This window comes from Mesorhizobium sp. M7A.F.Ca.US.014.04.1.1, assembly GCF_003998745.1.
In the GTDB taxonomy this organism is placed as follows: domain Bacteria; phylum Pseudomonadota; class Alphaproteobacteria; order Rhizobiales; family Rhizobiaceae; genus Mesorhizobium; species Mesorhizobium ciceri.
The window spans coordinates 1-12,687 of record NZ_RZRW01000111.1; the positions used below are offsets into that span (position 1 = coordinate 1).

General features: G+C 61.8%; 13 protein-coding genes, 1 tRNA gene and 1 pseudogene. 6 read left to right on the top strand and 9 right to left on the bottom strand.

All coding sequences use genetic code 11. The features are described from left to right. The 4 genes and pseudogenes from EOA22_RS10345 to EOA22_RS10360 all read right to left on the bottom strand — a co-directional run. Positions 1-181, bottom strand: a pseudogene (locus tag EOA22_RS10345) (AMP-dependent synthetase); the annotation flags it as partial. An 88-nt stretch (positions 182-269) separates the two neighbouring features. Beyond that, positions 270-1,856 (bottom strand): gamma-glutamyltransferase, encoded by a 1,587-nt coding sequence (ggt, locus tag EOA22_RS10350; protein ID WP_063170422.1) that lies wholly within the window; start codon positions 1,854-1,856, stop codon positions 270-272. 395 nt (positions 1,857-2,251) lie between these two features. After that, positions 2,252-3,334 carry an ABC transporter ATP-binding protein gene (locus EOA22_RS10355; protein ID WP_063169709.1) on the bottom strand — a complete coding sequence of 361 codons (1,083 nt, stop codon included), beginning with the start codon at positions 3,332-3,334 and terminating at the stop codon, positions 2,252-2,254. A gap of 82 nt (positions 3,335-3,416) precedes the next feature. Beyond that, positions 3,417-4,457 carry an ABC transporter substrate-binding protein gene (locus EOA22_RS10360; RefSeq protein ID WP_024502105.1) on the bottom strand — a complete coding sequence of 347 codons (1,041 nt, stop codon included), beginning with the start codon at positions 4,455-4,457 and terminating at the stop codon, positions 3,417-3,419. A gap of 231 nt (positions 4,458-4,688) precedes the next feature. Between EOA22_RS10360 and EOA22_RS10370 the strand changes: the two genes are divergently transcribed. Together EOA22_RS10370 and EOA22_RS10375 are read left to right on the top strand one after the other, a co-directional pair. Next, positions 4,689-5,390 carry a GntR family transcriptional regulator gene (locus tag EOA22_RS10370; protein WP_164745804.1) on the top strand — a complete coding sequence of 234 codons (702 nt, stop codon included), beginning with the start codon at positions 4,689-4,691 and terminating at the stop codon, positions 5,388-5,390. A gap of 124 nt (positions 5,391-5,514) precedes the next feature. Then, the gene (locus EOA22_RS10375; RefSeq protein ID WP_027161123.1) at positions 5,515-6,084 is read left to right on the top strand and encodes a TMEM175 family protein; all 570 of its coding nucleotides are present in this window, start codon (positions 5,515-5,517) and stop codon (positions 6,082-6,084) included. A gap of 28 nt (positions 6,085-6,112) precedes the next feature. On the opposite strand, the gene EOA22_RS10380 is transcribed toward EOA22_RS10375, so the two are convergent. Then, on the bottom strand, positions 6,113-6,874 hold the full coding sequence (locus tag EOA22_RS10380; protein WP_063169710.1) for an SDR family NAD(P)-dependent oxidoreductase: 762 nt from the start codon (positions 6,872-6,874) through the stop codon (positions 6,113-6,115). A gap of 212 nt (positions 6,875-7,086) precedes the next feature. Continuing rightward, positions 7,087-8,067: a hypothetical protein gene (locus EOA22_RS10385; RefSeq protein WP_127224210.1), complete on the bottom strand. Its 981-nt coding sequence runs from the start codon at positions 8,065-8,067 to the stop codon at positions 7,087-7,089. Between the two features lie 148 nt (positions 8,068-8,215). Between EOA22_RS10385 and EOA22_RS38085 the strand changes: the two genes are divergently transcribed. After that, positions 8,216-8,407, top strand: coding sequence for an Rmf/CrpP family protein (locus tag EOA22_RS38085; RefSeq protein WP_063169712.1), 192 nt, complete (start codon positions 8,216-8,218; stop codon positions 8,405-8,407). Positions 8,408-8,465: 58 nt separating this feature from the next. Here the strand turns inward: EOA22_RS38085 and EOA22_RS10390 are convergent, their stop codons facing one another. The 3 genes from EOA22_RS10390 to EOA22_RS10400 all read right to left on the bottom strand — a co-directional run bounded on the left by EOA22_RS10390 (position 8,466) and on the right by EOA22_RS10400 (position 11,398). Further along, positions 8,466-9,242 carry a hypothetical protein gene (locus tag EOA22_RS10390; RefSeq protein WP_127224211.1) on the bottom strand — a complete coding sequence of 259 codons (777 nt, stop codon included), beginning with the start codon at positions 9,240-9,242 and terminating at the stop codon, positions 8,466-8,468. 323 nt (positions 9,243-9,565) lie between these two features. After that, positions 9,566-9,642: transfer RNA gene (locus tag EOA22_RS10395), tRNA-Arg, on the bottom strand. A 253-nt stretch (positions 9,643-9,895) separates the two neighbouring features. Continuing rightward, positions 9,896-11,398 (bottom strand): HAMP domain-containing sensor histidine kinase, encoded by a 1,503-nt coding sequence (locus EOA22_RS10400; protein WP_027161119.1) that lies wholly within the window; start codon positions 11,396-11,398, stop codon positions 9,896-9,898. A gap of 278 nt (positions 11,399-11,676) precedes the next feature. On the opposite strand from EOA22_RS10400, the gene rpmH reads away from it, so the two are divergent. From rpmH to yidC, 3 genes are all read left to right on the top strand, one after another. Then, positions 11,677-11,811, top strand: a complete 135-nt coding sequence (gene rpmH / locus EOA22_RS10410) for a 50S ribosomal protein L34 (RefSeq protein WP_008833937.1) — start codon at positions 11,677-11,679, stop codon at positions 11,809-11,811. A 16-nt stretch (positions 11,812-11,827) separates the two neighbouring features. Then, on the top strand, positions 11,828-12,181 hold the full coding sequence (rnpA, locus tag EOA22_RS10415; protein WP_013528505.1) for a ribonuclease P protein component: 354 nt from the start codon (positions 11,828-11,830) through the stop codon (positions 12,179-12,181). Between the two features lie 14 nt (positions 12,182-12,195). Then, a partial coding sequence (gene yidC / locus EOA22_RS10420; RefSeq protein WP_164755355.1) for a membrane protein insertase YidC occupies positions 12,196-12,687 on the top strand: 492 nt, incomplete at its 3' end.

The window sequence follows — 12,687 nt, forward strand, 5'->3', positions numbered from 1 at the left end:
TCGCCACCCTGTCGCCGCGGCCGATGCCGCGCGCATGCAGCTGTTTTGCCGTGTCGGCGATCATGCTGCGCAATCCGCCATGGCTGAGCGTTGCCCTGTCGGGCGCCAGAATGGCGGGGGCGTCGTCGGCGCCGGCGGCGAGACGGCGGGAGAGATCTGCGTGGGTTTCAGTTTGGGTCATGATCACCGGCTGGATTTCGAACGATTACTGGCGAGAGCCCTTCTGACGGGCTTGCCTCGATATGGGCGCCATTGGACAACGGATCACCTCAATAGCCAAGCGCCAAACCATCCTTGCGCGGATCGGAAGCGCCGGTCAGCGTCCCCTTCTCCCAGTCGATCAGCACCACCTGCCCCCCGCCAAGCGGATGATGCGGTTCGGCGATGCGGTGGCCGCGCCGGCGCAGGCCCTCGGTTGCATCAGTGGGAACGCCACGCTCGGCTTCCACTGTGTCATCGTTGTAAAACACCCTCGGCGCATCCAGTGCCTGCTGCGGGTCCATGCCGAAATCGATCATGTTGGTGAGCAGGTGGACATGGCCAAACGGCTGGTAACCGCCGCCCATGACGCCGAACGGCATCACCACGCGGCCGTTCTTCGTCGCCATGCCCGGCATGATCGTGTGCATCGGCCGCTTGCCCGGCGCGATCGCGTTCGGATGCGCCGGGTCGAGGCGGAAGCTCGAACCACGGTTCTGCAGCACGATACCGGTCTTCGGGCCGACGACGCCACTGCCGAACGAATAATAGGTCGAGTTGATGAAGGAGACCGCGTTGCGGTCGCGGTCGACGATGGAGATATAGACCGTGTCGCTGCCGGGCAGCTCGACGCGCGGCAGATGCGTGATGGCGCGGTCGCGGTCGATCTCGGCGCGTAGCCGGTCGGCATAGGCGCCGGACAGGAGCTGCTTCAGGGGCACCGGGACATGGTCCTGGTCGCCGACATAGCGGTCGCGGTCGCGGTAAGCCAGGCGTCCGGCCTCGATCTCCAGATGCAGGCGTTCGGCGCCATTGGGGTCGAGCCCGCCAAGCTCGAAGCCCGACAGCAAATTGAGCATCAAAAGCGCCGTCAGCCCCTGATTGTTCGGCGGCATCTGGTGGATCTCATGGCCGCCATAGGAGGTGCTGACCGGCGCCACATAGTCGCCTCTGGTCGCGGCAAAATCCTCGGCCGTATGAAGTCCGCCCAATTCGTTGAGCCGGCTCACCATATCGTCGGCGACCGCGCCTTCGTAGAAACCGGACCGGCCGTGTTTGGCGATGATGCGCAAGGTCGCCGCCAGTTCCGGCTGCCGATGGACGTCACCCGCCTTCGGCGCCCTGCCGCCGGGCAGGAAGATGCGCGCGGCATGCTCGTCGGCCGACAGGTCGGTCTCCGGCTCGGCCCAGTCGAAGGCGACGCGGTCGTGCACGACATAGCCGTTCTCGGCATAGTGAATGGCCGGCGTCAGCGCCTCGGCAAGGCCCTTGCGGCCATGGTCTTCGAGCAGGCGGCTCCAGGCGTCGACGGCGCCGGGTACGGTGACCGCATGCGGACCCTGCAGCGGGATGCGGTCGAAGCCTTTTTCGAGATACCAGCCGACCGTCGCCCTGGCCGGCGCTCGCCCCGAGCCGTTGAAGGCCAGCACATTGCCTTGTCCTCCGGGAGAATAAAGCACGAAGCAGTCGCCACCGATGCCCGTCGATTGCGGCTCGACCACACCCTGCACGGCGGCGGCGCAGACCGCGGCGTCCATGGCATTGCCGCCGGAGCGCAGCATGTCGATGGCCGCAAGCGTTGCAAGCGGATGCGAGGTCGCGGCAACCGCCTCGGTGGCACGAACCGGCGAGCGGCCGGGAAACTGGAAATCACGCATTCTGTCTGAATATCCCCTAGTCACTTCTGCAAATTGGTCGCTTCTGCGAATTGATCTGGTGAAATCAATGCCGCCGGCCGAGCCGAGCAGCACGCAGGCGCCGGTGACGATGAAGGCGACCTTGAAGGTGGTGATGAAGGTCTTGATGTAGGAGGCCTGCTCGAAGAATCGCGCATAATTGGCGGCGCTGAAGCCGCCCGCTTCGTCGAACAGCGACAGCCAGAACAGCCAGCCGATCGGCACGATGATGATGGCGAAGACCAGAAGCAGGCTTGGCGACAACAGCGCCAGCAGCCGTAGTGATTCACGCCGGGCGTCGGCGTGAAGTCCCTGCGTGTTGAGCTCCCGGCCTGCGGCGCTGCCGATCTCTTCCATGAGGGCGGGCTGCGCGCTCATCAGTCTGCCGCCACCAGGATCGTGTCCTGCGCATCGAGACCGAATGAGACTGGCTGGCCGGGCGCCGGCATTTTGGCCAGCACATCGCTGCGGCAATAGTCGCGCAAAGTCAGCTGGCGGCCGTCGCGCAACGCCGCGTAGCAGACGAAGCTGTCGCCCTGATAGATGATGTCGCTGACTTTCGCCTCGAGCACGTTGACGCCGCTTGTCGGTTCGGCGTCTGCCAGGAGCCGCAGCTTTTCCGGCCGCACCACCATCAGGTGCTGGCCAGCTGCCGGCACTGGTGCCGCGGTATGGATTCTCCGGTCCTCGTACCAGACGGAGCCGTTGCGGCACTCGACCGGAATGAAATTCGATTCGCCGATGAAGCCGGCTACAAATCGCGTTTGCGGCCTGGCGTAGAGGGTTTCAGGCTTGTCGAGCTGTTCGATGCGCCCGGCGTTCATGACCGCGATGCGGTCGGACATGGTGATGGCTTCGCGCTGGTCGTGCGTGACATAGACGGTGGTCATGCCGAGCCGGCGATGCAGGGCGCGCAGCTCGATCTGCATGTGCTCGCGCAGGCCCTTGTCGAGCGCCGACAAGGGTTCGTCCATCAGCACGATGCGCGGCTCGAAGACGATGGCGCGTGCCAGCGCCACACGCTGTCGCTGGCCGCCGGAAAGCTGGTCGACCCGGCGTTCGCCCAGGCCCTGCAATTTCACCAGATCGAGCGCCTTCTCGACACGTTCGGCCGTCTCGGCGGCGGCGACGCCGCGCTGCTTCAGCGGAAAGGCGATGTTGTGGAAGACGTTCATGTGCGGAAACAGCGCGTAGTTCTGGAACACCATGCCGATGTTGCGCTTGTGCGGCGGCGTGGTGATGATCTCGTCGCCGCCGACCTTGATCGAGCCGGCATTGGCCCGCACGAAACCGGCCAGGATCATCAGCAGCGTCGTCTTGCCGGAACCGGAAGGGCCGAGCAGCGTCAGGAATTCGCCGGCCTCGACATCGAGGTTAAGGTCGCGCAGCACCGGGACGCTGCCAAATCGTTTCTCGATCCCGCGCATGCCGATGGGCAACGCGGATGGCGCAATGGACAAGATTTTTCGCTCCTTAGCCGCAGAGAACAGGTGGCGAGGCAGTGGCTGGTTACGCTGCCCGCCGTAAGCTTGTGTCCGCGGCCTATTGCTGGACCAGATTGTTGAACTTCTCCGTCGCCTCGACCAGATTGTCGCGCCAGAACTCGGCGTCCTGCAGCACCTGTTTCTTGACGTTTTCGGGCGCCGAATTGATGTCCTTGATCCTGTCCTGCGGGATCTTGCCGGTCTCGAAAGCCTTCTCGTTTACTGGGCCATTGTCGACGTAGAGCGGCAGATTGGCCTGCAGCTGCGGGCTGACGAACATCGCAAGCGCCTTCATCGCGGCTTCCTTGTTCTTGGCACCCTTGGGGATGACCATGCAGTCGGCGGTCAGCACGCCCTGGTCGAAGGAGAAGCTGACCGGCGCGCCTTCCTTCTTCAAGGTGCCGGCACGGCCGTTCCAGATGCTCGCCATGTCGACTTCGCCATCCTTGACCAATTGCATGGCCTGAGCGCCGGAGGTCCACCAGGCGTCGACATGGCCACGGATCTTGTCGACGGATTTCAGCGCGCCGTCGACATCCACGGGATAGACCTTGTCGATCGGCAGGCCCGAGGCGAGAGCCGCGACGCTCAGCGTTTCGGTCGCCTGGCTGCCGCTCAACGCGCGCCGTCCCGGAAACTTTTCCACGTTCCAGAAGTCGGCCCAGGTCTTGGGGCCTTTGTCGCCGAACACATCGGTCCGGTAGATCAGCACGACGGAGGTGTAGGAAATGCCGACCCAGTCATCATGGACAAGCTTCGGATTGATGCCGCTCTTGTCGATAATGCCGTAGTCGAGCTTCTCGAACAGCCCTTCCTTCGAGCCGCGTGCGCATTCGTCGGCGCCAAGCTCGGTGATGTCCCATTTCACCGCATTGCCGGTTACCTGCAGCCGTACGTCGTCGAGGCCGTTGGTGGTGTCCTCCTTGATGGTGATGCCGAGCGCGTCGGCGGTCGGCTTGAAGAACGCCTTGGTCTGCGCTTCCTGGTAGGTGCCGCCCCACGAGGCGACGGTGATGGTGTCGCCCGCCATTGCGGGGGCCGCGAGGGAGGCCATGAGGCCCGCCATCGCAACGATACTAACGCTTCTGGTCCTGTTCATTTTTTCGGCTCTCCACCGGTGTTCCCATTGTTTTTGATTTCGCATTCTATTTTGTATACAATTTTGAGTGTAGCTTGGGGATCAGCGATGTCAACACCGATCGGCGCGCCTGGGGCCGTCAACCCGGGCTGGGAGATGGGGCGCCGGGGCGTGGCAAACCGCGCCGACTTTGAATACAGCTATGCATGAGAACATATGCCGGCGGAAAGACCGGAGAACTGGAAACGGAACTTGGCCAAGGAAACCAAAAACACGCTGCGCGACTCGGTCTATTCCGCGCTCAAGGCGATGATCGTGACCGGCCAGATTCCGCCGGGCTCACGCGTCACCGAAAACGACATCGCGGCGAAGCTGACTGTCAGCCGCACCCCGGTGCGCGAGGCCTTCAACCGCCTCGAGCGCGACGGCCTGGTCACCGGCCGGCCGCGCCAGGGCTATGTCGTCACCGAGTTCGACATCAACATGTTCCGCGAGGCCTTCGAGATCCGCGAACTGCTCGACGGCCACGCGACGGCACTGGCCGCCGCTGCTGCGACGGAACAGGACAAGGCGCGGCTGCGTGCCATGCTGGCCGAATGCGAGCGGCTGGCCGCCATTCCGGAGCGCACCACGCGCGAAAAATTCCAGGAGCTCGAAGTCGGCATCGACCTGCACCGCGTCATCGCCGAAATCAGCGGCAATGCGATGCTGCATGGCATGCTGTGCGGCATCCTCGACAAGTGCCAGCACTATGTCTGGACCGAACTGTTGTGGCTCGACGAATGGAAGATCGCCCGCGACGAGCATGCCGAGATCGTCGAGGCGATCTGCGCCGGCGATGCCGCCCGAGCCGGCACGCTGGCCCGCGCCCACGTAAGGGGCTCGCGCGACAATGTGCTGCGCCTGCTGCAGGCGAAATCGGACTACCAGAGTTTTCTGGCCAAGGCGTCCTGAGCGGCGCTGGCGGCGGCGTCAGATGGTCCGAGCGGCCATGGATATTGCTATCGACAGCACTACTATATGTCTCACGAACTGCGACGAGGACGGTCCAGTGCTTCCCTCGACAGGGCTCGATCGGTTGAGCGCATTTTCGGATGGCGTGTTCGCCGTCCTCATCACGGTGCTGGTCCTCGACTTGCGCCCGCCGGAGTTGCCGACGTTCAAGGCGCTTCTGGAGCTCTGGCCGACATGGCTGAGCTACAGCGTCAGCTATCTCTTCATCGCCATCGTCTGGGCGAACCATCATCATCTGTTACGCCACGCCAGGGAGGCGACAGCCAGCCTGATGTGGTACAATTTCGCGCATCTGTTCTCGGTTTCGCTGCTGCCGCTGGCGACCGCGTGGATGGCGGTCAGCGAGCTGGCGCCGCAGCCGGTCGCCTTCTACGCCGCCGTCTTCTTCCTGGTGAACCTGACCTACATTCTTCTGATCCGCGAACTCATCGACCCGATGCCGGAGAACGCGGTTCCGCTCGCGGTGCGCAAGCGCATGCGCATCCGGTCGCTCGCGACGCTCTGCCTATTCGCGCTGGCGGGGCTGGTCGCCCTGAAATATCCAGTCGCGGGCTTGGCGATCTGTTGCTGCTGCTTGGCCGTCTATCTCAGGCCGGAAGCGCCGGGGGCAGGCAAAAGCTCGGGCAAAGGCTGAATTCTCGCACCCGACGCGTTGGACGGCTTCAGCCCTTGCGCTCCTGAAGGCTGTTGCCGCCATCGACCACCAGCAGGGCGCCGTTGACATAGCTGGCGCCTTCCGAGGCCAGGAACACGACCGCGGCGGCCACCTCATCCGGTCGCCCGGCCCGCGCCGGCGGCGTATTCAGGGCGGCTTGCCGCTCCATCTCGCTCGACGACCCTGTTTCGATCCAGCCGGGAGCCACGGCGTTGGCCGTGATGCCGTTTTTCGCCACTTCGAGCGCCAGCGTGCGTGTCAGGCCGACCATGCCGGCCTTGGCGGCGGAATAGGCTGATGTGCCTTCGAAAGACACCAGCGGTCCGGTGACCGACGCCACATTGACGATACGCCCATAGCCCGCTTCGACCATCGCCGGCAGAAACGCCTTGGTGACGAGGAATGCCGTCTTCAGGCTGACGTCGATCCCCTGATCCCAGTCGGCCTCGGTCATGGCGAGAAACGCCTTGTCGACCGATGGCGATGCCAGCGAGCCCATGCCGGCATTGTTGACCAGGATGCCGACCGCGCCGACATCAGCCCGCAACCGCGCGACATCGGCAGCGATGGTGAGATCGGCGACCACGGCCTTGGCGTCGATGCCTTCTGCACGGAGCTCAACGGCGCGATCGAGCACACGCCCACTGGCACCGGTGAGAAAAACGGCATGGCCGGCATGGCCGAGCTGGCGGGCAATGGCGAAGCCGATGCCGTCGGCCGCTCCGGTCCCGGTGATAAGTGCTCGCTTGGTGGTAGTGATGGATGTCAATTCAGGCTCCGTTGGTTCCGCCTGCCGTGCGCGGTCGAACGCCAGCGGTCACAATCGTCGAACCATATAATCCATGGGGTACATAGCGCGCCTATTTTTCCTGTTAAATCGCATGCAGCGCGTCGACGGTATGGAAACCCGAAACACGTTCCATCATGGAAATTCAGTCCGACCAGCTCGCGGCTGTGAAAAAGAAGTAGGGGGAAATAGTCCTAGGTTGTGACAGGCTTCGGCAAGGTGAGCCAAGGTGGACGCTTGAGGTGGACCCGACTGCCGCCGACACTTATCTTGCGATCATACCGGGCTGAGAACTCGGAAATGAGCATGAGCGCCGCGAAGTAGGCTTCCGTCGCATAGCGGATTGTCCATTTCGTACCCAGACCGTACCGTCCTTCCATCATCTCGCGTGAATTGGGGAGCTTCTTTAGGAGGCCGCGGTTGATGCCGGAACAATGCGGAAGCGCGTCGTCGTAAAGGTAAAAAAGGTCGTGGGTTTCACGATACTTTCTGCCTGTCTTTTGAAGAATGAATGCCTTTATCGTCCGTTCGATTGCCATCTGCATCGACCACATTGCAGCGCCCCTTGCGGTATCACTATCAGTAAGCAGACCTATTGCCGCGTTTTGAAGATCAGAAAGAACCCCATCAATCAATTCCGTGATTTCATGATCCGGCGCGGTCACTCCCATCGTGTTCATTCTGATCCTGCGCAAGGCGGTGGCCACCGCCGTCGTCCTCGTTTTCAGTTTTCGGCTTTCCGTCAGGTCTATCTTCGCGAGGTTGGGCGGGTTTACGAGCCAGTCGGTGGGCGTCTCGCCCTGTTCAATGCCAAGGGGGAAATGAAGCCAAACGGTTTCACCAGGTGTCCCCGGCGTGGTGCGTGTTAGTGGAACGCGGATTTCAATCGGGACATGCCGAACAAGCACTACGCCCGACGCAAAACCCTCCCCGCTACTCTGATCAAAAGCACTTCCGTAGGTATCGCGATACCATGTCTCAATATGGTGGAAGATCACCGCAAACCATGGTTTCCCTGCAAAATCCTCCTTCGTGTCGCCCCGAATGTCCAGAATGCTTTCTAGAACGAACTTGATTGAAGCCCTAAGCGGACGTTGCCAAAGTGGGAGCTCCTCCACCTGAAGCTCCAAGTCGATTAGCTGCATATGCTCGGCAATAGCTTCTTCAAGCGTCACTTAGGACCTCCGGTCGTGCGGAACAATTATATGATGGAGAAGGAAGTAACGGACAGGTCGACGCTTTTCCCATAGATGTTCGAAAATTGCGGATTGTTGCCCCGTCGCCGCGTTCCCATGTTCCGGCACTCAAACCGGAGACAATGAAATGCCGAAGTCAACAATCAGTGCCGCCCTTTTACAAGAGCACCTTCACGGTGGCGGGTCGGTCTATGAAGAGGGGCAGAAAGCCTGTCGACGCCACGTCCCGCTGCGCAAATGCCCCTATACGGATAGCGGTCGCCGTGAAAGGTGGATGAAGGGCTGGCACGATGAACAGGCTGAGTTCATGACCAGCTAGGTCGTCCGCATGAGATCTATGAGGTCTGCCGAACTTGAACTGAAGCGCAAGGAGTATTTCAGTCCTCCCGGTTCGCCCATGCGATCATTTCGTCCGTCACTTGAACCGGTCGGGACTGATAGAGCTTTGAGATTGTTACGAACCGATCAAGGACCTTTTGGTCAACATCCGCGTCCACGTCAAAATCTCGTTTGAGCCGTTCTTTGGTTTCCCGCCAGACCTTCAAGGCGTAACCTGCCAAATCCTCCTTGATCGAAATCTTGAAGGGGTCTTTGATGTCTTCAGGTATCTCGCGAAACTGCGCCCAGCGCCGATTGTAGCCTTCATTGTCACGGACGGGACTTCCAAACTCCTGCTCGATCCTTTGCCTTGCAGCCTCTTTTCCTTTATTCGTAGCGGCTCTTAGTTTCCTGATTTCGGGCATCGTCATGTCGAAAAGGAAAGTGTCATCCATTTCCTTTTTGATGTCCGAAAAATCGACCTTCTGTCCAAGGGTGTTGTGCTGCGTGACAAGATCATCATAGAGCTTCCAATGATCATTCCACTTTCCTGCAACCCCGATACGCCCCGCCTTCACCTTTCCAAGTATAACTTCCCGCGTGTAGATCGAAACGATATCGCGCAAGCGTTCAATGAGGTCAGCGGCTTCTTTCTGCTTGTCCTCCCAAAGCTCCGCTTCAAAGCCCAGCCCTTTGAAGCGTTTGAAGCGCGAAACGTTGGCGTAGAGAAAGCTGAGAAAGCCAAGGCCAAAGACTGCGGCGGCTTCTGTCACTTTTTCCTGATAGATCAATGTCAGGCTCGCGCCGAGCAGGGCCAAGCCGACGATCACAAACAAGACCCGTTCCCAATTCGTAACGAACCACTTCCCAAAGGGTTTAAGCATTGCCTTGATTGATCCCCGCGCCTTCTTGCATAGATGGCGGGAAGATCGGCAATGCGCAACTGCTACCCGTTCCGTGAGGCTGCCCGAGAATGGCTTCCTCACGGTTTGTCACCCTCGATGAGAGTAGGACAGCCAGTGAACCGCATATGAATTAGTGGGAGTATCCGTGGGGCTTTGAGCCCCATTCCGGGATTTTTACGGCTTTTTGTTCCCCTCTAGGCTGTTGAAGGCAACATAGAAAAGGTCGGAAATCCCAACGGTCTCATATAATTGTTTGGCGCGCCCGAAGAGATTCGAACTCCTGACCCCCAGATTCGTAGTCTGGTGCTCTATCCAGCTGAGCTACGGGCGCGCAACAGGCCATGCTTTCCATGACCCCGCAATCCGATCGTAAACGACCGGTCGCGACGAGACGTGTTCCCTAGCGACTGAATTTCGGAAAAGCAAGCCGATCCGGCAAAAGTTTTGTCACAAGTGCCTTGGTTGGTGATGAAGGCTGGGATTCCGGCAGATGGCAACGGTCCGAAGTTGAGCCGGTTCCTGCTCATTGGAAGAAGCATCGGGCCAGAGGACAAGAGGGCCGGGCGACCCGGCGCTCTAAACCGTCACGCCGGGCGGCGCAGGCCGTTGCGGGCCTGGTCGAGCCGGACCGGCTGGTCGGGGATGGTGACGGCGAATGTGGTGCGCCCGCCAATGCTCTCGACCAGCTCGACCGTGCCGCCATGCGCGCGGATCAGTTCGTGCGCGATCGCCAGGCCAAGGCCGGTGCCGCCGCTGCGCGCCGAGCCGCGAAAGGCCGCGAACAGGTTTTCCCGCGCCTTGGGCGGCAGGCCGGGGCCGGTGTCGCTGACGGCGATGCGGCTGACGCTGCCCAGGCGCACGGCCGACACCGCCAGGCGGCGCACCAGGGCGCTTTCACTGTCGGTCGCCATCGCTTGCACGGAATTCCGGCACAGATTGGTCAGCACCCTGAACAACTGGTCGGAATCGGCATCGACCTCGAAGGCCGGCTCGACCGAATTGACGAACTCGATGCCTTGCTCAATGTCCAGCAGGCCGTGCACGTCCTCGACCAGTTGCCGCAGCCTCAGGCGTCGGCGCGCCGGCGGCGGCTCCTGCGTGCGGCCGTAGTGAAGCACGCCTTCGGAATAAGACACGGCGCGGTCGAGCGCGCGCAGCAGTTTCGGCGCGAAGGCCTGCACCGTCGGATCCTTGACCTGACGCAAGCGGTCCGACATCAGCTGCGCCGAAGCCAGGATGTTGCGCATGTCATGGTTGATCTTGGAAACCGCCAGGCCGAGATCGGCAAGATGCTTCTGCTCGGAGAGCATTTTTTGCAGCCGTTCCTGCATCTGCGACAGCTCGCGCTCGGCAACGCCGATCTCGTCGGCGCGGGCAGCCGGATGGATGATCCGCCCGGGATCGTCGGGCGCCTCGGAGAAGGACAGCATCGAGCGCGTCATCGTCCGGATCGGCCCGATCATGATCAGGTCGATGGCGGCGTAGACCAGCATGGCGGTGAACAGCGAGATCAGCAGCGAGACGAAGGCGACGTTGCGCGAATAGCGCAGCATCGCGTTGCGCAGGCTGTTGTCGGGCATGATCAGCTCGAACTCCTTGTCGGATTCGCCGACCGGACCGAAGACGCGCAGCATACGGTCGCCGCCGAAAAACAACGTGTCGAGCGCACCGGTCATGCCCTTGATCATGCCGATCGAGGCGATATCGATGTGTTCGTCGACCTTCGGCGGCATTTCGGCCACCACCAGCAGCCGCGAGACGCCTCCGTCGCGCACCGCGATCGCCTTGGCGCCGATCGCCATCAGCACGTCGTTCTGCGCCGTGCGCGACAGCGAGGTGGGTTCACCCTGCACCAGCACGATCGACACCGCCGCCGCCGTGCTCAGCCGCTCCTTCAGCCAGTTCAGCCGGTAGCTGGCGATCCAGGGCAGGAAGATCAGCACTTCGGCCAGCAGCACGAAGACGATGGTCAGCAGCAGCAGCTTGGTCGACAGGCCGCGCGACAGCGGCACCGTGCGCACGCTGGCCGGCGCCTCGGTGGACCCCGCCGTGCCGATCCCTTCCTGTGCCTGTATGGTTTCGCTCATGCGGCTAATGTCTTCACGATCACTTGATCAACGCAGATTAGGCGATTACGGCTTTTTTGCCAATTTCATCCTTGGTCGCAAACATAAACCGGCCTGAATGGCGAAGCTTTCGGCCCGACGACTCCGGATTGACTTCCAAAAGCCTTCTTTCTATAAGCCCGCACACGCTCGGGCCATTCGTCCCGGCGCGGTTTCGATCGCGCCAAAGCCGGCTCGGCAAAGCTCCTGTTACACAGTGACAGAATCAAGAAGGGCCGCACCCCGCGGTATTAAAACAAATGAAGCGTACCTACCAACCGTCCAAACTCGTCCGCAAACGTCGGCACGGCTTTCGTGCCCGCATGGCCACCAAGGGTGGTCGCGGCGTCGTCGCAGCTCGCCGCAACCGCGGTCGCAAGCGGCTCAGCGCCTGAACGGAAGACGAGATCGTTGCCCGCATCCGGCAAGCCAGTGGGACCAAATCCCAAGCGGCTTCTGAAGCGCGCGGAATTCCTGGCTGTCCGTCGTGGTGAAAAACGACGCGGGCGGCTTTTTCTCGTCGAAGTTCTCGACCGCGGCGACGGCCTGTCGCCGCGCGTCGGCTACACCGTCACCAAGAAGGTCGGCAATGCGGTTGTCCGCAACCGCGTCCGGCGGCGGCTGCGAGAAGCCGTCCGTACGCACGCCGCAAGTGACATGGCGCCTGGCAATGACTATGTCATCGTCGGGCGCGAAGACGTGCTTACCACTCCGTTCGGCCAGTTGAAGGCCGAACTCTCCCGCCGACTGCGCGGAACACGATAGGCCAAGGGCTTTCGATGGAAAACAACCGGAACTTCTTCATCACCATCGCGCTGTCGGTGCTGATCCTGGCGGTATGGCAATATTTTTATGTGTTGCCGCGCAGCGAAGCGCAGCGCGAGGCCGCCCGCGTCGAACAGCAGCGCGTCGAGGAGCAGAAGAAGGCCGCCGGCACCAATCCCGGTACCGACACCGGAACGCCCGCCGCCCCTGGCGCCATTCCCAACGCACCCGGCACCGATGCCGTCACGCCGGCCGGCCGCGAACAGGCGCTCGCCACGACGACCCGCGCGAAGATCGACACGCCGAGCCTTGAGGGTTCGATCAACCTGACCGGTGCCCGTCTCGACGACCTCAAGCTCAAGCACTACACCGAGACGGTCGACAAGAACTCGCCCGAGATCAGCCTGCTCAACCCGGCGGCACTGCCCAATGGCTACTATGCCGAGATCGGCTTCGTCGGCAACGACAAGACCGGCGCGGTGCCCGGTCCCGAAACAGTGTGGGCT